We start from the raw sequence: 17,783 nt of genomic DNA, 5'->3' as shown, positions 1-17,783 counted from the left end.
TTTACAACAAATTGGTCGTACCAGTTCGCTTGGCAATATCGCGAATTAAACGAATCTTCCCGCGAGATTGAGCGGCGATTCTTGGGTATCATTGCCTCCGGCGCCTGATTGGCATGCGCCGCCGCCCGCAAGGGACGGCAAATTGGTCGTACCAATATCCCATGCGTCTGTCAGACCAAGTCGCTGAAAAGCTGTTATCCCTGATCCAGGCCCGCAACATCGCGCCGGGTGGAAGGCTGCCGGCCGAGCGCGGCTTGGCGCAAAGCCTGGGCGTGTCACGCACCGCCTTGCGTGAGGCCATCCAGAAGCTGTCCAGCCACGGCATCCTGATCAGCCGCGTCGGCGCCGGCACGTTTTTGACGGCCGACGCGCATCAATGGCCGCAGGAATCAATGTCGCCGTTGGCCGCGCTGATGCAGCACGATCCGCAGTACCGCTATGACGTGCTGGAAACGCGCTGCGCGCTGGAAACCAGCACCGCCAGCTACGCGGCGCAACGCGCCACCGACGCGGACAAGGCCAAGATCCAGCGCTGCTTCGATCAGATGGTCGACTACCAGCAACGCGGCAATGCCGAGCTCTCGGCCCACGCCGACGCGCAGTTTCACCTGGCCATTGCCGAAGCCTCGCACAACCTGGTGCTGCTGCAAGTCATGCGCGGGCTGTTCGACCTGATGCTGTCCACCGTGGCGCAAAACCGCCGCATCATGGTCATCCAGGACAGCCCGTCCTCGCACGACAAGCTGACCCATCAGCACCAGGCGCTGATGCAAAGCATCCTTGACGGCGACGCCGACCAGGCGCGCGCCGTCATCGGCCAGCACCTGGACTACATCCGCGCCACGCTCGTCAAAATGGACGAAGACGCCGCCCGGCGCGACCGCGCCGCCCGCCTGCCCTCCCCGACCCCGCCCTAGCCCCAACCATGACGCCTGCCTTCGCCCCGGACACCGACACCGGCACCGAATTGCTGACCCAACTGCGCGCCGTGGTCGGCAACGCGCATGTACTGACCGGCGATGCGGCCACGCGCCGCTTTCGTCGCGGCCATCGCACGGGCGAAGGCCGTGTGCTTGCGGTGGTACGCCCCGCCAGCTTGCTGGAGCAATGGCGTGTGCTGCAAGCCGTGGTGCAATCGGGGCGCATCGTCATCATGCAGGCCGCCAACACCGGGCTGACCGGCGGGTCCACGCCCGATGGCGATCAGTACGACCGCGAGATCGTGCTGATCAGCACGCTGCGCATTCCCGGGGTGCAGGTGATCCGCGACGGGCGGCAGGTGGTGTGCCTGCCCGGCGCCACGCTGGACCGGCTGGAGCAGACGCTGGCGCCGCTGGGCCGCGAACCGCATTCGGTGATCGGGTCGTCCTGCATTGGGGCGTCGGTGCTAGGCGGCGTATGCAACAACTCGGGCGGCGCCTTGCTCCGGCGCGGGCCCGCGTATACCGAACTGGCGCTGTACGCGCGGCTGGACCAAGACGGTTCGCTTAACCTGGTCAACCATCTGGGCATCGACCTGGGCCAGACGCCCGAAGAGATCCTGACCCGTTTGCAGGCCGGCGACTATGGTCCCGGCGATATCAGCGATGACGTGGGCGCGGCGTCAGACCCCAACTATGCCGACCATGTGCGCCAGATCGACGCCCCCACGCCGGCGCGCTTCAATGCGGACCCCTCACGCCTGCACGAAGCCTCCGGCTCGGCCGGCCGTGTGTGCCTGTTCGCGGTGCGGCTGGACACGTTCGAGCGCGAACCCAGCACGGTGTTTTATATCGGCAGCAACCGGCCCGATGACCTGACCGCCGTGCGCCGCGAACTGTTGGCCAAGCTTCCACGGCTGCCTATCGCGGGCGAATACATCCATCGCGACGCATTCGATATCGGCGCGCGCTATGGCAAAGACGTGTTTCTGCTGATCGACAAACTGGGCACCGCCCGCGTACCCAAGGCCTTTGCCATAAAGAGCCGGCTGGACGGCATGGCGGAACGGCTGGGCCTGCCAGGCCTGATCGACCGCGCGATACAGGCCGTTGTGGCGCTGCTGCCGAATCATCTGCCGCGCCGCATGCGCGACTACCGCGACCGCTACGAACACCACCTGCTGCTGCGCGTGTCCAACGATACGGTCGAGGCCACGCGCGCGTTTTTGACGAAGCACTTCGCGGGACGCAAGGACGCCGCATTCTTTGAATGCGACGCCGAAGAAGGACGCAAGGCCTTCCTGCACCGCTTTGCCATCGCGGGCGCGGCAATCCGCTATCGCGACACGCATCGCTCAACGGTGCAGGACATCGTGCCGCTGGACATCGCGTTGCGCCGCAATGACCGGGAATGGGTCGAGACCCTGCCGGCCGACATGGAACGCGACATCGTGCACAAGCTGTATTACGGGCACTTCTTCTGCCACGTGTTTCACCAGGACTACATCGTGCGCAAGGGCGTCGACCCGGTCGCGATGGAGCATCGCATGTGGGCGTTGCTGGACGCGCGGCAGGCGGAATATCCGGCCGAGCACAACGTGGGGCACTTGTATGTTGCCAAGCCGGCGCTGGCTGCGTTCTATCGGGAACTGGACCCCACCAACACGTTCAACCCGGGCATCGGGCACACGTCAAAACTGTTGAATTGGGGCGCCTGCTGCGGCCAGCAAGGGTTGCCGGCCGCTTACCGCGGCCAAGAGGATGGCCGCGGCGCGCAGGGGTAGATCAGGCGTCGTTGGCGGCGTAGCCCATGTTGAATTGCAAGCCGCTGGCGCCTTCGTCCTGGCCGGGTTCGGCGCGCGACTGACCCAGGCGGGCCAGGTATTCGGCGGTGATGTCGCCCGTGACATATTCGCCGTCGAAGCACGAAGCCTCAAAGCGCTGCATCTTGGGGTTCAGGTCACGCACCGACTGCTGCATGTCGGACAGATCCTGGTAGATCAACGAATCGGCGCCGATGGCGCGGGCGATTTCTTCGTCGCTGCGGCCGGTGGCGATCAGTTCCGATTGCGTAGGCATGTCGATGCCGTACACGTTCGGGAATCGCACCGGAGGCGCGGCGGACGCGAAGTACACCTTGTTGGCGCCGGCGGCGCGCGCCATGTCGACGATTTCGCGGCTGGTGGTGCCGCGCACGATGGAGTCATCAACCAGCAGCACGTTCTTGCCCTTGAATTCCATGCCGATGGCATTGAGCTTCTGGCGCACGGACTTACGGCGCACGGCCTGGCCCGGCATGATGAACGTGCGGCCCACGTAGCGATTCTTGATGAGCCCTTCGCGGTAGTCCAGGTTCAGGCGCGCGGCCAACTGCATGGCGGCGGGACGCGAGGAATCCGGAATCGGCATGACGACGTCGATGTCGCCCAGGCGCATGTTGCGCGCAACCTTGTCGGCCAGGTACTCGCCCATGCGCAGGCGGGCGTCGTAGACCGACACGCCGTCGATCAGCGAATCCGGACGCGCGAAGTACACGTATTCGAAAATGCAGGGCACCAGTTGCGGGTTCTCGGCGCACTGGCGGCTGACGAAGCGGCCGTCCAGGTCGACGAACACGGCTTCGCCGGGCTCGACGTCGCGCACGAAGACAAAGCCGCTGCCTTCCAGCGCCACGGATTCCGAGGCCACCATCCATTCAACGCCTTCGTCGGTTTCCATGCGGCCGATACACAACGGGCGGATGCCGTTGGGGTCGCGGAAGGCCAGCAGGCCGTAACCGGAAATCTGCGCCACGACGGCGTAGGCGCCACGCACGCGCTTATGCACGGCCGACACCGCACGGAAGATCGCGTCGTCGTCTAGCGACACACCGTTGGCCGAGGATTGCAGCTCGTGCGCAAGCACGTTCAGCAGCACTTCGGAATCGGAATTCGTGTTGATGTGGCGACGGTCGACGCGGTACAGCGATTCACGCAGTTCACGCCAGTTGGTCAGGTTGCCGTTGTGGGCAAACATGATGCCGAACGGGGCGTTGACGTAGAACGGCTGGGCCTCTTCCTCGCTGGCGCTGGAGCCCGCGGTGGGATAGCGAACCTGGCCGACGCCGGACGTACCGGGCAACGAACGCATGTTGCGCGTACGGAAAACGTCGCGCACCAGGCCGTGAGCCTTGTACATATTGAATTGGTTGCCTTGCGACGTCGCGATGCCCGCGGCGTCCTGCCCGCGATGCTGCAACAACAGCAAGCTGTCATAGAGCAGCTGGTTGACCGGCCCGCGCCCGATGACCCCTACGATTCCACACATGGTGAGATTTCCTGGTTGATTTGAAGCTAATCAATACGGCAGCCAAGTCGCCAAAGACGGCGGCAGCCACGTTTTGATATGTTTGATGGCCTCGATGGCCGAATGCGAAAACATGGCGTCCTTCCACCACGGCTCTTGGGGCAGCGGCGTGTAGCCGGCAGCGGCCACCAACGCCAGCACGATCAGCAGACCACGGGCCAGCCCGAACATTCCGCCCAGGCCGTGATCGGCCGGGCTGAGTCCGGTACTGCGGATCAAGGCGGCTAGCGTCATGTTGACCAAACCCACACCGAGCAGCACGAGGATGAACACCACGGCGTATGAGACTCCCATGCGCAGCAGCGTCGTTTCAATATAGGGCTCTAGCCACGTATACACCGTGGGACCCCACCATATCGCGGCCACGAAGGCCAGCAGATAGGCGACCAGCGACAGCACCTCTTTGAGCAGGCCGCGCACCAGGCCCAGCACACCCGAGACCGCCAGGATGGCCAGCACGACGAAGTCGAAACCGGTCACTATTGGGCGGCGATAAAACCATTGTCATAGCCCAAGGTGCGCAAACGCGCCTGGGCCGCCTGTGCCGCTTCGCGAGAGGGGAACGGCCCCACGCGCAAACGGTACTGCTGCTTGCCTCCGATGGAGGCTTGTTCAACAAATGCGTTGGTGACGCCCGCCTGATGCAGCTTGGCGCGACGCGATTGGGCGTCTTCCGACGTGGTGTACGCCGCGATCTGCAACACGAAATTGCCCTTGGCGGCAGGCTTGGGCGCGGCGGCCGGCGCCGAAGCAGCCGGTGCCGCGCGCCCTTCCAGCAGCGCCAAAGCGCGCGCGCCGTCATCGGAACGCGTGTCGGGTTTGGCGGGGGTAGCCGGTTTGGCTTCCGGCTTGGCCTCGGGCTTGGGTTCCGGCTTGGGCTTGGCTTCGGGCTTGGGCGGCACCAGGGGCGGCGTGACCTGCACGGTGGTTCCTTGCGCGCTGGACGCCGTCGCGGCGGGCGGCGTGGAGGTCACGGCAGGCGGCGTGGGCACCGGGGTTTCGGTAGGCGCGGTGCCCGTGGCGGCGCCATTGGCGGCGGCTGCGCCCGACGCGGCAGCACCGGACCCGGCGGCCTGCGGCTCGCTTACCTGCGGTTGGAAGGGTGTGTTGCGGTCCGGCACGCGGATGGGAATGTTGTCGGCAACCGGCACCGGTTGCGAATCAAGCACCATGGGCAGGATGATGACCGCCGCCAGCACCAAGGCGACGGCGCCTGCCAACCTGCGCCGCGCACGGCCGCGCAGCTGCGCAGCCTGAACCTCGCTAGGCACTGCCGCCCGTTTAGAGGACTGCGCCTGGTCGGCAGGATCTTTGCGATTGAAAAAACCCATGGAAGAGAATTCCTTGCGGCGCCTTGCGGCAATATGGCGGCGGGCCGCCATGTCCCGTTTTGCCTATGCCTTGCGACCCAGAGCCTGCAAAACCGAGGCCACGGTGAGAAACGACCCAAACACGACGATTCTATCATTCTCGACCGCCCGTTCGCGCGCCGCCGCGTAGGCTTGCGCGGGATCGTCGAAGGCGGCGATGCTGGGGCTTTCCGCCCCCGCGGGCGATGGCGGCAAGGCGGCGGCCACCTTGTCGGCCAGCGCCTGGCCCGACGTGCCGCGCGGGCCCGGCAGCCCTGCGCAATACCAGTGGTCGACGCGGGAGCCCAGCTTGGCGATGACGCCGGCCAGGTCCTTGTCGTTCAGCATGCCGAACACCGCGTGGGTGTACGGATGAAAGCCCATGTTGTCCAGGTTCTGCGCCAGCACGGCCGCGGCATGCGGGTTGTGCGCCACATCCAGGATCACCGACGGCTGACCGGGCAGAATCTGGAAGCGGCCCGGCAGCGAGGCTTGCAGCAGCCCAAGCCGCACCGCCTGCTGCTGCACCGGCAGCCGGTCGCGCACCGATTCCAGCGCGGCCAGCGCGGCGGACGCGTTCAGCAGCTGGTTGGCCCCGCGCAGCGCCGGGTACGCCAGCGCGCTGCGGCGCTGTTCGCGCCCGCCATAGGCCCATTGCTGGCGGTCGCCGGAATAGTTGTAATCGCGCCCGAACAGCCAGAGATCCGCGCCGATTTTTTCAACGTGGTCCAGCAGCGATTGCGGGGGCACCGGGTCGCTGCAAATGGCCGGACGGCCAGCGCGATAGATGTGGGCCTTTTCGAAGCCGATTTTTTCGCGGGTGTCGCCCAGCCAGTCGGTGTGGTCAAGGTCTACGCTGGTGACGATGGCGCAATCGGCGTCGACGATGTTGACGGCGTCCAGCCGCCCGCCCAGCCCCACTTCCAGCACGATGGCGTCCAGCCGCGTTTGCGAGAACAGCCGCAGGATGGCCAGCGTGGTGAATTCAAAGTAGGTCAGCGAAACCTCGCCCCGCGCCGCTTCGACCGCCTGGAACTGCGCGATCAGCTCGGCGTCCGAGGCGATCTGGCCGTTGACGCGGGCACGTTCGTTGAAGTCGATCAGGTGGGGCGACGTGTACAGCCCGACCTTGTAGCCGGCAGCCAGCAGGATGGCTTCAAGCATGGCACAGGTGGACCCCTTGCCGTTGGTGCCGCCCACCACGAACTTCACGCCCGACAGCTCAAGCCCCATGCGGGTGGCCACGTCGCGCACGCGGTCCAGGCCCATGTCGATCGCGGTGGCGTGTATGGATTCCAGGTACTGGAGCCAGTCGGACAGGGTGGCGGAAGCGTCAGGCGAAGAAACGGGGGACATGTCGGGGCCGAGAGAGGAGATCAGCCCAGGATTTTAGCAGCCGGTGCCCGGTGTTTTCCCTAATCCCCTAGGGCGCGCCACGGTATCGATTCCGAAAAAGCGCTTGCCGATGTTTTTCGCATACGTGAAAATGAATTTACGTATGAAAACTTAGACGGACAAACATGACGCAATCTTCAACCCCCCGCTGGCTGGTTCGCGAAGCCGACATCCCCGGCTATCACCCCGCCAATCACACCGGCACCTTGAACCGCCGGCTGATCAGCCCCGACACGGTCGGCGCGCGCGGCGTGGAAGTGCTGCTGGGCGTGATTGAAAAAGGCCAGGGCGCGCTGCCGCATGCGCATCCGGGCATCGAACAGGTCTGTTATCTGCTGTCCGGCACCGCGCGCGCGCAGGTGGCGGACGAAACGGCCGACATGGTGGCGGGCGACTGCTGCTACTTCCCGCCCGACATCCCCCACGTATTTACCGTGACCAGCGACGAGCCCGCCAGGCTGCTGGTGATCTACACCCCTCCGTACGAAGAATCCCCCGACCGCGTGATCCGGGACTTTCCGGCGCCCTCGCCCGCCGCCTGACGCGGCGCGGCACCAGGCAGCGGACGCAGAGCCGCGCTTGCATTCCTATCTATAAAAACTGGAGACAACCCATGCACCCCTTCCGTCTATTCGGTACCGCCCTGCTCAGCGGCGCGGCATTGTTGGCCGCGCCCCTGGCGCAGGCGGCCGACTACCCCAACAAACCCATTACGTTGATCGTGCCGTTCCCGGCCGGTTCAGGCACCGATGCCGTCGGCCGCATCTTCGGGCAGGAGCTGTCGACCATCCTGGGCCAACAGATCGTCGTCGAGAACAAGCCCGGCGCCAACGCGACCATCGCGGCCAGCTATGTGGCGCGCGCCAAGCCGGACGGCTACACCTTGTTCGTCACCACCAATACGTCGCACTCGGCCGCCCCCTGGCTGATGAAGAACGTGTCCTACGACCCCGTCAAGGATTTCACGCCCATCGCGCGCGGCGGCAACCTGCCCTTCATCCTGGTCGTGAACCCGAAACGGCCGTGGAAGAACGTGGCCGAACTGGTGGCCGACGCGAAGAAAAACCCGGGCCGCATCACCTATGCCAGCGGCAACAGCACGGGCATCGTCGCGGGCGCAACGCTGGCCGACCGCGCCAAGATCGACATCCTGCACGTGCCGTACAAGGGCACGCCGCAGGGGCTGACCGACGTGGTGGGTGGGCAGGTGGATTTCATGTTCACCGACCTGGCTTCCGGCCTGCCGTTCGTGCAGTCCGGTCAACTGCGGGCCCTGGCCGTGTCCACCGCCGAGCGCAGCGCCATCGTGCCGGACCTGCCGTCCATGGCCGAGGCGGGCGTGAAGGACTTTGACCTGAATTCCTGGAACGGCTACTTCGGCCCGGCCGGCCTGCCGCCCGAGGTGGTCGCCAAGTTGAACGCCGCGATCAACAAAGTGGTGACCAATCCCGACGTGAAGAAGCGCCTGGCGGGCCTGGGTTTCGACGCCTTCTCGGGTACGCCGCAGGACTTCGCCACGTTCGTCAGCGAACAGCGCGACCTGTGGGGCAAGCTGATCAAAGACGCGGGGATCCAACAACAATGACGCCGCATTCATCCACTGATGCCGCCGCCGGCGGCCCGCTTGCCGGCGTGCGCATCCTGGACCTGAGCTCGGTCGTGATGGGCCCTTACGCCACCCAGACGCTGGCGGACCTGGGCGCGGACGTTATCAAGGTGGAATCGCCCGCGGGCGACAACATGCGCGCCGTGGGCCCCATGCGCAATCCGGGCATGGGCCACTTGTACCTGCACCTGAACCGCAACAAGCGGTCCATCGTGCTGGACCTGAAGACGCCCGAGGGCCTGGCAGCTTGCTTGAAGCTGGCGGAAAGCTGCGACGCCCTGCTCTACAACATCCGGCCCCAAGCCATGGCGCGGCTGGGCTTGTCGTACGAGGCGGTGGCCGCGCGCAACCCGCGCATCGTTTACCTGGGCGCATACGGGTTTGGCGAGGCCGGTCCCTACGCCGGCCGGCCCGCGTACGACGACCTGATCCAGGGGCAGACGGGCATCGCGGCGCTGTCGGCCCAGCAAAGCGGCGACGTGCCGCGCTATGCGCCGCTGACGCTGGCGGACCGCGCGGTGGGCCTGCACGTAGGCATCGCCCTGGTGTCGGCCGTGCTGCACGCCAAGACCACGGGGCGCGGCCAACAGGTCGAGATCCCGATGTTTGAAGGCATGGCGCATCTGGTGCTGGGCGATCACCTTGGCGGGGCGACCTTTGAACCGCCTCTGGGACCCACCGGCTACGCCCGGCTGCTGGCGCCGCACCGCCGGCCCTACGCCACGGCCGACGGTTATCTGTGCCTGCTGATCTACAACGACAAGCACTGGCGCAACTTCTTCAAGCTGATCGAGCAGCCGGAATTGGCCCAGGACCCGCGCTTTTGCACGCACGGCGCGCGGGCGGCGCACATCAGCGAGGTCTACGCCTTCGTGGCCGACGTGATTCGCACCCGCAGCACGGACTACTGGCTGGCAGCGATGGCGGGGGCCGACATCCCGGCCTCGCAGTTGTACACGGTGGACGACCTGCTGCAAGACGAACACCTGGCCGCCACCGACTTCATCCGCCACATCGACCACCCCAGCGAAGGCCCGCTGCGCACCCCCGCGCCGCTGGGCCATTACCAAGGCACGCCGACATCGCTGCGCCGGCCCGCCCCCCGGCTGGGCGAACACAGCCGCGAGGTGCTGGCGCAGGCCGGCTACGACGACGCCCGGATCGACGACCTGCTCGCCCGTGGCATTACCCAGGACGGAAACGACTGATGGACTTTGCTTTCACCCCCGACCAATTGGCGCTGCGCGACGCCGTTTCGCGCATCTGCGACCGCTACCCCGACGAATACTGGCTGGAACGCGACCGCGAAGGCGGCTTTCCCGAGCCGCTGCATGCCGATCTGGCCCGCGACGGCTGGCTGGGCATCGCCATGCCGCAGGAATACGGTGGCGCCGGCCTGGGCATGACAGAGGCCGCGCTGATGATGCAGACCATCGCCGCGTCCGGCGCGGGTTTTACCGGCGCGTCCGCCGTGCACATGAACATCTTCGGGCTGAATCCGGTGGTGGTCTTCGGCAGTGACGAACAACGCAGCCGCTGGCTGGAACCACTGATCGCCGGCCGCGAGAAAGCCTGCTTCGCCGTGACCGAGCCCGATGCCGGGCTGGACACCACCAAGCTGTCGACCCGGGCGGTGCGCCAGGGCGATGAATACGTGGTGCATGGGCGCAAGATCTGGATATCGACGGCGCAGGTTGCCACCAAAATGCTGCTGCTGGCGCGCACCACGCCGTTGTCCGAGGTCGACAAACCCACCCAGGGCCTGTCGCTGTTCTATACGGACCTGGACCGCGAAAAGATCGAGGTGCGTGAAATCGAGAAAATGGGGCGCAAGGCCGTGGACTCGAACATGCTGTTCATCGACGGCCTGCGCATCCCGGTGGCCGACCGCATTGGCGAAGAAGGCCGAGGCTTTGAATACATCCTGCACGGCTTGAACCCCGAACGCATCCTGATCGCGGCGGAAGCCGTGGGCATTGGCCGCGCGGCGCTGGACCGGGCGGTGAAGTATGCCGGCGAACGCACGGTGTTCGGCCGCCCCATCGGCCAGAACCAGGGTATCCAGCACCCGCTTGCGCAAGCCTGGATGCAGCTGGAGGCCGCCGACCTGATGGTGTTCAAGGCCGCCAGCCTGTACGACGCCGGCCTGCCCTGCGGCCCCTACGCCAACACGGCCAAATACCTGGCGGCCGAAGCCGGCTACAACGCCTGCCAGACGGCGGTGATGACGCTGGGCGGCATGGGCTACGCCAAGGAATACCACGTGGAACGGCTGCTGCGCGAAAGCTTCATTCCGCGCATTGCGCCCGTCAGCCCGCAGCTGATCATGTGCTTTATCGCCGAAAAGGTGCTGGGGCTGCCGAAGTCGTATTAAGGATCAGGGCGGGGCCCGCGCCCCGTCAGGCCTGCTGTTCCAGGGCCGTGCAGGCCGCCCGCAGGATGCGCGCATACGCCTCTTGCTGCGGCTCGATCCGGTAGATCGGGCCGCCCACCGAAATCGCATAGTGCTCGCCCGACAGCGTGACGGGCCACGCAATGGCGCCCACGTCGGCGATCGATTCCCCACTGTTCATGAACCAGCCGCGTTGCCGCGAGCGCTGAAGATCAGCTTCCAGTGCCTCGGCGGTGACCAGCGTGCGTTCGTTGTAGCGCGTCATCGGCGTGCCGGCCAGGACGGCATGGCGCGCGGACTCGTCCATTAGCGACATCAAGGCCTTGCCCAGCGAATTGGCATGTACGTCCTTGAACTCGCCGGCAACGGGCGCGTATCGGATGGTATGTGGCGAATCCAGCACGTCCAGATAGACCACGCGGCCGTCCTGCGTCAGCTTGGCAAAAACAACGGTTTCGCGGGTGGCGTCGCGCAATTCGGCCAGGCTGGGGTAGACGCGATCCAGCACGGGGTCGGCACGCGCGATGCGTTGCGCCATGGCCAGCAGCCGGCCGGTGGGGTAGTACCCCTGACGCCGCCCCGTTTCGTACAGGTAGCCCAGCCCGGTCAAGGTGCGGATCAGCGCCAGGCAGCTGGACACCGGCACATCCAGCAGACGGGCCAGCTCCGACAAGGGCAACGCGCGCTTTTCGCGGGCAAAGGTTTCGATGATTTCGATGACTCGCAGCGCCGTCTTGACACTCATTGCCCGATCCAAACTGATTAGCACGTGAAAGACCCAGCCCCGCCGGGGGCTAAAGTTCCCTGCAAAGGTGCCGTAATCGTAGCTGAGAATTCCCTGAAAACAGCGCGTTCCTCCGAGACGCCCACATCGCCGCTGGAGTGATCATGGCCGTAACCCCCCTAGCCCCCGCTACGTTCGCACCCGTTGCGCCCGTGTTGGCCCCCGTCGCAGCCGAACCGGCTGTGAGCGTGACGCCCGCGGCCGCCGCCACGAACAGCGGCGCCTCCGACAGTGCCACGTCGGACCAATCAGATTCGCAGAAGCTGCCGCTGGACAAGGCGCTGGACGAAATCAACGACCAGATGAAGGCGTGGTCGACTCAGCTTCAGTTCGAGATAGACCCGAACGTGCATCAGGTGGTGGTGTCGGTGGTGGACGCGGAATCGGGCGATGTCATTCGCACGATCCCCAGCGAAACCGTGCTGAAAATCGCCAAAATGATCGTGAACATGCAAGGCAACGGCATCAAGACTTCTGCGTAGGTGACCCTTTAAAACGGTGTTTTCCATGCAAGTTGGCGCCACTTCGTGAGGGAAACCCCGAATTAGGCCCGCCTTATGCCCTTACCCGGCCAATCGCCGGCATCATATTTTTGACAGAATCGCATCGCTAGGAAGGAATTTCACATGGCTTCTATTACCAACCTTGGGTCCGTGTCCGGCTTGCCGCTGGAAAAGATCCTGTCGGACCTGCAAGACGCCGAGACGAAAAAGCTGTCGGTCTACACGACCCGCGCCGAAAGCTACCAAACCCGTATCGACGCTTACTCGCAGCTGCAAAGCGCGTTGGAAGCCCTTCAGTCGTCTGCCGCCGTGCTGGGCAAGACCGAAACGATGGCTGCCATCAAGGGCAGCGTGACCGGCGGTTCCGCCCTGACGGCCACCGTGGCCGCGGAAGGCGCGGTGGCTGGCGAGTACACCATCGAAGTGAAAAACCTGGCGCGTGCCCAAAGCCTGCAATCGTCGGCCATTGCCGACCGCACGGCCCAGAACGGCGCCACCGGCACGTTTGAAATCGAACTGGCCGACGGCACCAAGCGTACCGTCGACCTGAAAGACGACACGTCGCTGAACGGGATCGTCAAAGCCATCAACGCCGATGACAAGACCGGCCTGCGCGCCACGGTCATCAACGACGGCAATGGCAACAACTTCCTGATGCTGACCGCGCGCGACACGGGCGAGAAGGCATCGGTCAAGTCCATTACCGTCAACGGCGACCAGTCGCTGAAAGACATCCTGACCTTCAGCACCGACGCCGGCGGTGTCACCAGCGGCATGACGGCCACCAAGGGCCAGGACGCCGAAGTCATCATCAACGGCATCCCGGTCAAGAGCGGTTCGAACAACATTTCGACCGCCATCGACGGCATCACGCTGAACCTGGCTGAAAAGACGGAAGCCGACAAGCCGATCACGCTGAAGCTGGAGGCCGACACCTCGGTCGCCAGCAAGGCCGTGCAGGACTTCGTCACCAAGTACAAGACGCTGCAAACCACGATCAAGAACCTGACGTCGTTCGACGCCAAGGCCGCCACCAACCAGCCGCTGACCGGCGACGGTACGACGCGTTCGATCCAATCCGCCCTGTCCGGCGCGCTGCAAGGCGTCTTGGGCAACGGCACGCTGAAATCGCTGGCCGACCTGGGCATCACCACGGATGCCACCGCCCGCGAATTGAAGCTGGACACGACCAAGCTGACCAAGGCCCTGACGGAAAACCCGGCAGACGTCACCAAGCTGCTGACCGGCGAAAACGGCCTGGCCAAGAACATCGACGCCGCCCTCAAGGACGTGCTGGGTTCGACGGGTTCGCTCAAGACGCGCCAGGACGGCTTGGCCAAGTCCATCACTGCCGTGGATGCGCAGAAGGCACGCGCCAAGGCGTCCAGCGACGCTGAAATCGAACGGATGCGCTCGCAGTTTGTTGCGCTGGACACCTTCTACATGAAGATGCAAAGCACAGGCGCGTACCTGACCCAGCAGTTTGAGGCAATGAATAAGTCCAACAAGTAACTTATAGAAGATGCATTAAATGACGTATGCCGCCCGACGGCCCTCAGGGTCTTATTCTGTTCGTTCCTACGCCGATATCGGTCTGGAAACGCAAGTCCTGGGCGCAAGCCCGGAGCGGCTGATCACCCTGCTGTATCTGGGTGCGCGGGCGGCCATCGGGCAGGCACGTATCCATTTGAACGAAGGCCGGATCGCCGAGCGCGGCGCCGCCATCTCGAAAGCGATCAAGATCGTCGATGAAGGTCTGAAGACGGGGCTTAATATGGAGGCCGGCGGCGATATCGCCGCCAACCTCGCCCTGCTGTACGACTACATCATCCGCACGCTGCTGACGGCGAACCTGAAGGCGGATGCCGAACAGCTGGATATTGCCGACCGCCTGCTGGCCGACCTGGCCGAGGCCTGGCAGACTTCCATCGACCGGCCTGCCGGCGGCATGGAGCCGTAATGGCCAGAACCATGTCCCTAGCCAGCCTGCGCACGCCCGAGATTTCCATGACGTCCCTTACCCAGTCCCCTCCCTCCATCCTGGAAAACTACCAGGAGATTGCTGACATCACGGGGGAAATGCTTTCCGCCGCCAAGGCCGGCGACTGGGACCTGGCCATGGTGCACGGCCAGCAATACTGCGAACGCGTCGAACGCCTGCGTCAGACCGAACAAAAGGCGCCGCTGGACGAAGCCACGCGGGCCATGAAGTACGACCTGCTGGTGCGCATCCTGGAAAACGACGCGCTGACGCGTGATCTGGCCATTCCTCAACTGGCCCGCCTGGGCGAACTGCTGGGGCGCATGAAGCGCCAGCAGACGCTGCTGTCGGCCTACGGATACCAGCAGGCGCCTGAAGAATGAGCGTCGGTCCCGCCGCACTCGGTAACGTCCTGGTGCAGCGGTTGGACGCCGTGCTTGGCACGACGATGTCCGCCGCGAATGCCAACCAGGTTTCAGGCGCCCGGCCGGACGCCGTCAGCCAGCCTGGCGGCCCGGAAAAGCCCGGGTCGTCGGACGGGTCCACCCGCGATCCCCGGCAAGGCATACAGACTGGCGGCGCCCGAGGCGACCGCCAGAATACCGTTGTCGACGCCAAGACCGCCGCCGCGCTGGCGCTGGCCGCGCGCGGGCTGGTCACCAGTAGCGACACCACCGCGTCCGCGCCGACCACGCTGGGCACCACCGCCCGCACGATTCTTGCCTTGCTGGCGCAGTTTCCTGAAGCCGCGCCCGCCGTCCAGGGACGCGCACCGCTGTGGAACGCCAATGGCGGCGCGGCTGAGCAAGCGCCCGCCCAAGCCGGATCCCAACCCGCGCCCGCGAACGGCCCGGCCGCCCAGCCCGGACAAGCCGCGCAGACGTTGCCGGGCGCCCCGCAGACGGGCGCTGCCGCGAACGCAGCCGCCCCCTCCGCCCCCCCTTCCGCCGCGACGGCCGGCGCCGATGCGACCGCCGGCACCAAGGCCAGCCGCCCCGCCGGCCACGCCGACACGGCTGCCACGCGCGGCGCCGACGCGGCCCATGCCGCGCTTGCCGCCGGGGGCCCGTCGGCACGCCTGCTGGGACAGGCGCTGCGCCAGGCCTTGCAGACCAGCGGACTGTTCTACGAATCGCACCTGACCGACATGGTGTTCGGCCGCACCAACCCGGACGCGCTGCAAAAAGAGCCCCAGGCCAGCCTGACCAAAGACCCCGCCCAGCAGAACGCGACGCTGGCGCGCAACCGCGCCGATGCGCCCGCCGCCAACCGCGCGGCCGGCGGCGGCGATGCGGCAACAGGCACCGGAACCTCGACCAGTCCGGCACCCGGCACGCCCGTAGCCGGCATCCACCAGGATCTAACCGTGCTGGTGCGCCAACAGCTGGACGTGCTGGCCAACCAATCGCTGACCTGGCAAGGCGAAGCCTGGCCCGGCACGCCGATGGAATGGGAAGTAGAACGCGACCCCTACGGCGGCGATCCCGATTCGGCCACGCCCACCTGGGCCACGCGCTTGAAGCTGGACCTGCCGCGCCTTGGGCTGGTGGACGCCCGCCTGAACCTGGCAGGCGACCAGATCGTCCTGCAACTGGTCGCGCCGCTGGCCGCCGGTGAAATCAACGATGCGTCCGACCAGCTGCGCTCGCGCCTGTTGGCCGCCGGCCTGACGCTGAGCAACCTGGCGGTCAGCGTGACGGACCCGCGCCCCGTCATCCCGACCGACTTCTGATGAGCAACATCTCCTATTCCGAGGACGGCGGCCAAAATGGTGGCCCCAATGCCGGCCCCCATGCCGGCCCCAATGCCAACCGCAATGCCGCCGTCGCCATTTCCTACGACGACAAGGACGGCGCGCCCCGCGTGGTGGCCAAGGGCTACGGCCAGCTTGCCGACACCATCGTGCGCGCCGCCGAGGAAAACGGCCTGTATGTGCATGAGTCCCGGGAATTGGTCGGCTTGCTCATGCAAGTGGATCTGGACGCACATATTCCTCCCCAACTGTACGTAGCGGTGGCAGAATTGCTGGCCTGGCTGTATCGCCTGGAATCGCGCGAGCTTCCCCAAGCGGCGCCGCCCGCCTGACCCCACTTTCTAAGGACCACCATCGTGTTGGAAGCCAGCGACCCGGAATTCCTGCTGACCCGGCCGGAAGACATGCGTTCCGCCCTGTTCGAGCTGACGCACCCCGACAGCCACATCCTGGTGCGCGACGCCGCCGACCGCGAGATGGCGGTGCTGGTGCTGGGCGCCGACAAGCAGACGCGCCAGTTCTTCTGGCGGCCCCGGGACTACGCCGGCGCCGACTTCGAACAGTCGGACAGCATGGGGTTGTTAAGCGGCACGACGTTCCACTTCCACGCCACCGCCTATGGCGGCGTGCAGATCCGCTTTCGCGTGCAGCGCCCCGAGGTTATTCATTTCGATGACGGCAGCGCGGCGTTGATGTCACCGTTTCCCGATCGCCTGGCCCGCATCCAGCGACGCAAGATGTTCCGCGCCTCGCTGGTTACCGGCGCGGGGCAATGCCAGGCCACGTGGCAGCCCGAACCCAAGGCCCGCCCCTTCAGCTTCACCGTGCGCGATATTTCCGTTGACGGCGTGGGGCTGCGCGCCGGGCTGGCCGTGCCCGCCCTGCCCGAGCGCGGCACCGTCATGGAAGACGTTCAGCTGGACTTCGGCGATCTGGGCAAGCTCAGCGCCAACCTGGAAGTGCGCAACGTCTACCCGATTTCCGGCCAGCCGATGGTCCAGCCCGACAGCCCGGACGAAGCGCCGCGGCATTTGTCGCTGACCGGCGAACCGCCGATGAGCCACGTGGGCGCGGTGTTCCTGAATCTGGACGCGCGCCAGGAAAACTGGCTGCAAAAAGTGGTGTGGCGCCTGGAGAAAGGCGCGCAGCGCAACTGACGCGGCAGCCCCGCGCCAAAAAGCAAAAAGGCCTTTCCAGTGGAAAGGCCTTTTCAAATCGACGCCGCCGTTAGACGACTTACCCGGCTTACCCGGCTTACCCGCCTTACACGGCCATCGACGAGATTTCCTTGTAGGCCGCAACCAGCTTGTTGCGCACCTGTACCGCCGTCTGAAAGCCAAGGCTGGCTTTCTGCATGTCGATGATCACATCGTTGAGCGAAATATCGGGCGCGCCCATTTCGAAGGCCTTCGCCTGCGCCGACGAGGCATTCTGCGCCGACGTCACGCGGCGGATCGAGCGCTGCAACTCGGCGGCAAAACCGTCGGGCTGGCCGACCGATTCTCCGGCGGCCAGATTGCCGGTTTCCGCCTTGCTCACGACGGTGCGCATCTGCTGGAGCATGCTTTCGATGCCGTTCAAGCCTGATACAGCCATTACCTGATTCCTTGCTGGTGGGGCGATTCGCCAATGTTGCCGCAAAGCGTACCGCCGATCGCGCGCACCCATAGCGATTAAAAACCGCCAAAAACCCCGACATTTCAACGAATGCCCATAGCCGGGGCCGGATCCGCCCATTCGCTATCGACATAGAAG

Annotated in this window: 19 protein-coding genes; 13 read left to right on the top strand and 6 right to left on the bottom strand. The window is 65.5% G+C overall.

Annotation, left to right across the window (positions count from 1 at the left end; genetic code table 11):
- Positions 1-161: 161 nt before the first annotated feature.
- Both lldR and dld read left to right on the top strand, forming a co-directional pair.
- Positions 162-917, top strand: a complete 756-nt coding sequence (gene lldR, locus KYT87_RS11480) for a transcriptional regulator LldR (RefSeq protein ID WP_219992269.1) — start codon at positions 162-164, stop codon at positions 915-917.
- A gap of 8 nt (positions 918-925) precedes the next feature.
- The gene (dld, locus tag KYT87_RS11475; protein ID WP_219992268.1) at positions 926-2,704 is read left to right on the top strand and encodes a D-lactate dehydrogenase; all 1,779 of its coding nucleotides are present in this window, start codon (positions 926-928) and stop codon (positions 2,702-2,704) included.
- Position 2,705: 1 nt separating this feature from the next.
- Here the strand turns inward: dld and purF are convergent, their stop codons facing one another.
- The 4 genes from purF to folC form a co-directional block, all read right to left on the bottom strand.
- Positions 2,706-4,226: an amidophosphoribosyltransferase gene (gene purF, locus KYT87_RS11470; protein WP_120155022.1), complete on the bottom strand. Its 1,521-nt coding sequence runs from the start codon at positions 4,224-4,226 to the stop codon at positions 2,706-2,708.
- Between the two features lie 30 nt (positions 4,227-4,256).
- The gene (locus KYT87_RS11465) at positions 4,257-4,745 is read right to left on the bottom strand and encodes a CvpA family protein (protein ID WP_046807457.1); all 489 of its coding nucleotides are present in this window, start codon (positions 4,743-4,745) and stop codon (positions 4,257-4,259) included.
- A complete protein-coding gene (locus KYT87_RS11460) occupies positions 4,745-5,596 on the bottom strand; it encodes an SPOR domain-containing protein (protein WP_046807480.1) in 852 nt (283 codons plus the stop codon). Before KYT87_RS11460 ends, KYT87_RS11465 begins: the two co-directional genes overlap by 1 nt.
- Positions 5,597-5,659: 63 nt before the next feature.
- On the bottom strand, positions 5,660-6,970 hold the full coding sequence (folC, locus tag KYT87_RS11455; RefSeq protein WP_219992267.1) for a bifunctional tetrahydrofolate synthase/dihydrofolate synthase: 1,311 nt from the start codon (positions 6,968-6,970) through the stop codon (positions 5,660-5,662).
- A 164-nt stretch (positions 6,971-7,134) separates the two neighbouring features.
- Between folC and KYT87_RS11450 the strand changes: the two genes are divergently transcribed.
- From KYT87_RS11450 to KYT87_RS11435, 4 genes are all read left to right on the top strand, one after another.
- Positions 7,135-7,551 (top strand): cupin domain-containing protein, encoded by a 417-nt coding sequence (locus tag KYT87_RS11450; protein WP_219992266.1) that lies wholly within the window; start codon positions 7,135-7,137, stop codon positions 7,549-7,551.
- 71 nt (positions 7,552-7,622) lie between these two features.
- Entirely contained in the window at positions 7,623-8,594 is a 972-nt protein-coding gene (locus KYT87_RS11445; RefSeq protein ID WP_219992265.1) for a tripartite tricarboxylate transporter substrate binding protein, read from the top strand.
- A complete protein-coding gene (locus KYT87_RS11440; RefSeq protein WP_219992264.1) occupies positions 8,591-9,823 on the top strand; it encodes a CaiB/BaiF CoA-transferase family protein in 1,233 nt (410 codons plus the stop codon). The genes KYT87_RS11445 and KYT87_RS11440 overlap by 4 nt, the downstream gene beginning before the upstream one ends.
- Entirely contained in the window at positions 9,823-10,989 is a 1,167-nt protein-coding gene (locus KYT87_RS11435; protein ID WP_046807462.1) for an acyl-CoA dehydrogenase family protein, read from the top strand. Before KYT87_RS11440 ends, KYT87_RS11435 begins: the two co-directional genes overlap by 1 nt.
- Before the next feature lie 25 nt (positions 10,990-11,014).
- Here the strand turns inward: KYT87_RS11435 and KYT87_RS11430 are convergent, their stop codons facing one another.
- Positions 11,015-11,752: an IclR family transcriptional regulator gene (locus KYT87_RS11430; RefSeq protein WP_046807463.1), complete on the bottom strand. Its 738-nt coding sequence runs from the start codon at positions 11,750-11,752 to the stop codon at positions 11,015-11,017.
- 143 nt (positions 11,753-11,895) lie between these two features.
- Between KYT87_RS11430 and KYT87_RS11425 the strand changes: the two genes are divergently transcribed.
- The 7 genes from KYT87_RS11425 (at position 11,896) to KYT87_RS11395 (ending at position 17,185) form a co-directional block, all read left to right on the top strand.
- The gene (locus KYT87_RS11425) at positions 11,896-12,273 is read left to right on the top strand and encodes a flagellar protein FlaG (protein ID WP_046807464.1); all 378 of its coding nucleotides are present in this window, start codon (positions 11,896-11,898) and stop codon (positions 12,271-12,273) included.
- A 144-nt stretch (positions 12,274-12,417) separates the two neighbouring features.
- Positions 12,418-13,806: a flagellar filament capping protein FliD gene (gene fliD, locus KYT87_RS11420; protein WP_219992263.1), complete on the top strand. Its 1,389-nt coding sequence runs from the start codon at positions 12,418-12,420 to the stop codon at positions 13,804-13,806.
- A 19-nt stretch (positions 13,807-13,825) separates the two neighbouring features.
- A complete protein-coding gene (fliS, locus tag KYT87_RS11415) occupies positions 13,826-14,254 on the top strand; it encodes a flagellar export chaperone FliS (RefSeq protein WP_046807466.1) in 429 nt (142 codons plus the stop codon).
- Positions 14,255-14,301: 47 nt separating this feature from the next.
- Complete coding sequence (locus KYT87_RS11410; protein ID WP_104145683.1) at positions 14,302-14,658, top strand: flagellar protein FliT; 357 nt, start codon at positions 14,302-14,304, stop codon at positions 14,656-14,658.
- Positions 14,655-16,007: a flagellar hook-length control protein FliK gene (locus KYT87_RS11405; protein ID WP_219992262.1), complete on the top strand. Its 1,353-nt coding sequence runs from the start codon at positions 14,655-14,657 to the stop codon at positions 16,005-16,007. Before KYT87_RS11410 ends, KYT87_RS11405 begins: the two co-directional genes overlap by 4 nt.
- Complete coding sequence (locus KYT87_RS11400; RefSeq protein ID WP_223265020.1) at positions 16,007-16,360, top strand: EscU/YscU/HrcU family type III secretion system export apparatus switch protein; 354 nt, start codon at positions 16,007-16,009, stop codon at positions 16,358-16,360. The genes KYT87_RS11405 and KYT87_RS11400 overlap by 1 nt, the downstream gene beginning before the upstream one ends.
- A 24-nt stretch (positions 16,361-16,384) precedes the next feature.
- Complete coding sequence (locus tag KYT87_RS11395) at positions 16,385-17,185, top strand: flagellar brake protein (protein ID WP_219992261.1); 801 nt, start codon at positions 16,385-16,387, stop codon at positions 17,183-17,185.
- A 106-nt stretch (positions 17,186-17,291) separates the two neighbouring features.
- On the opposite strand, the gene fliE is transcribed toward KYT87_RS11395, so the two are convergent.
- Positions 17,292-17,624 carry a flagellar hook-basal body complex protein FliE gene (gene fliE, locus KYT87_RS11390; protein WP_046807469.1) on the bottom strand — a complete coding sequence of 111 codons (333 nt, stop codon included), beginning with the start codon at positions 17,622-17,624 and terminating at the stop codon, positions 17,292-17,294.
- Positions 17,625-17,783 lie beyond the last annotated feature (159 nt).

Origin of the sequence: Achromobacter sp. ES-001 (assembly GCF_019448355.1) — a bacterium.
Lineage (GTDB): Bacteria > Pseudomonadota > Gammaproteobacteria > Burkholderiales > Burkholderiaceae_B > Achromobacter > Achromobacter spanius_B.
This window is presented reverse-complemented; position numbering and strand designations above follow the sequence as displayed.

Excerpts from the sequence above, each read along its gene's own strand:
- KYT87_RS11450 (WP_219992266.1), top strand. The coding sequence starts at position 7,135 with ATGACGCAATCTTCAACCCCCCGCTGGCTGGTTCGCGAAGCCGACATC.
- folC (WP_219992267.1), bottom strand. The coding sequence starts at position 6,970 with ATGTCCCCCGTTTCTTCGCCTGACGCTTCCGCCACCCTGTCCGACTGG.
- KYT87_RS11460 (WP_046807480.1), bottom strand. The coding sequence starts at position 5,596 with ATGGGTTTTTTCAATCGCAAAGATCCTGCCGACCAGGCGCAGTCCTCT.
- purF (WP_120155022.1), bottom strand. The coding sequence starts at position 4,226 with ATGTGTGGAATCGTAGGGGTCATCGGGCGCGGGCCGGTCAACCAGCTG.
- KYT87_RS11400 (WP_223265020.1), top strand. The coding sequence starts at position 16,007 with ATGAGCAACATCTCCTATTCCGAGGACGGCGGCCAAAATGGTGGCCCC.
- KYT87_RS11410 (WP_104145683.1), top strand. The coding sequence starts at position 14,302 with ATGACGTCCCTTACCCAGTCCCCTCCCTCCATCCTGGAAAACTACCAG.
- KYT87_RS11440 (WP_219992264.1), top strand. The coding sequence starts at position 8,591 with ATGACGCCGCATTCATCCACTGATGCCGCCGCCGGCGGCCCGCTTGCC.
- fliE (WP_046807469.1), bottom strand. The coding sequence starts at position 17,624 with ATGGCTGTATCAGGCTTGAACGGCATCGAAAGCATGCTCCAGCAGATG.
- KYT87_RS11435 (WP_046807462.1), top strand. The coding sequence starts at position 9,823 with ATGGACTTTGCTTTCACCCCCGACCAATTGGCGCTGCGCGACGCCGTT.
- dld (WP_219992268.1), top strand. The coding sequence starts at position 926 with ATGACGCCTGCCTTCGCCCCGGACACCGACACCGGCACCGAATTGCTG.
- fliS (WP_046807466.1), top strand. The coding sequence starts at position 13,826 with ATGACGTATGCCGCCCGACGGCCCTCAGGGTCTTATTCTGTTCGTTCC.
- KYT87_RS11445 (WP_219992265.1), top strand. The coding sequence starts at position 7,623 with ATGCACCCCTTCCGTCTATTCGGTACCGCCCTGCTCAGCGGCGCGGCA.
- KYT87_RS11425 (WP_046807464.1), top strand. The coding sequence starts at position 11,896 with ATGGCCGTAACCCCCCTAGCCCCCGCTACGTTCGCACCCGTTGCGCCC.
- KYT87_RS11405 (WP_219992262.1), top strand. The coding sequence starts at position 14,655 with ATGAGCGTCGGTCCCGCCGCACTCGGTAACGTCCTGGTGCAGCGGTTG.
- KYT87_RS11430 (WP_046807463.1), bottom strand. The coding sequence starts at position 11,752 with ATGAGTGTCAAGACGGCGCTGCGAGTCATCGAAATCATCGAAACCTTT.
- lldR (WP_219992269.1), top strand. The coding sequence starts at position 162 with ATGCGTCTGTCAGACCAAGTCGCTGAAAAGCTGTTATCCCTGATCCAG.
- fliD (WP_219992263.1), top strand. The coding sequence starts at position 12,418 with ATGGCTTCTATTACCAACCTTGGGTCCGTGTCCGGCTTGCCGCTGGAA.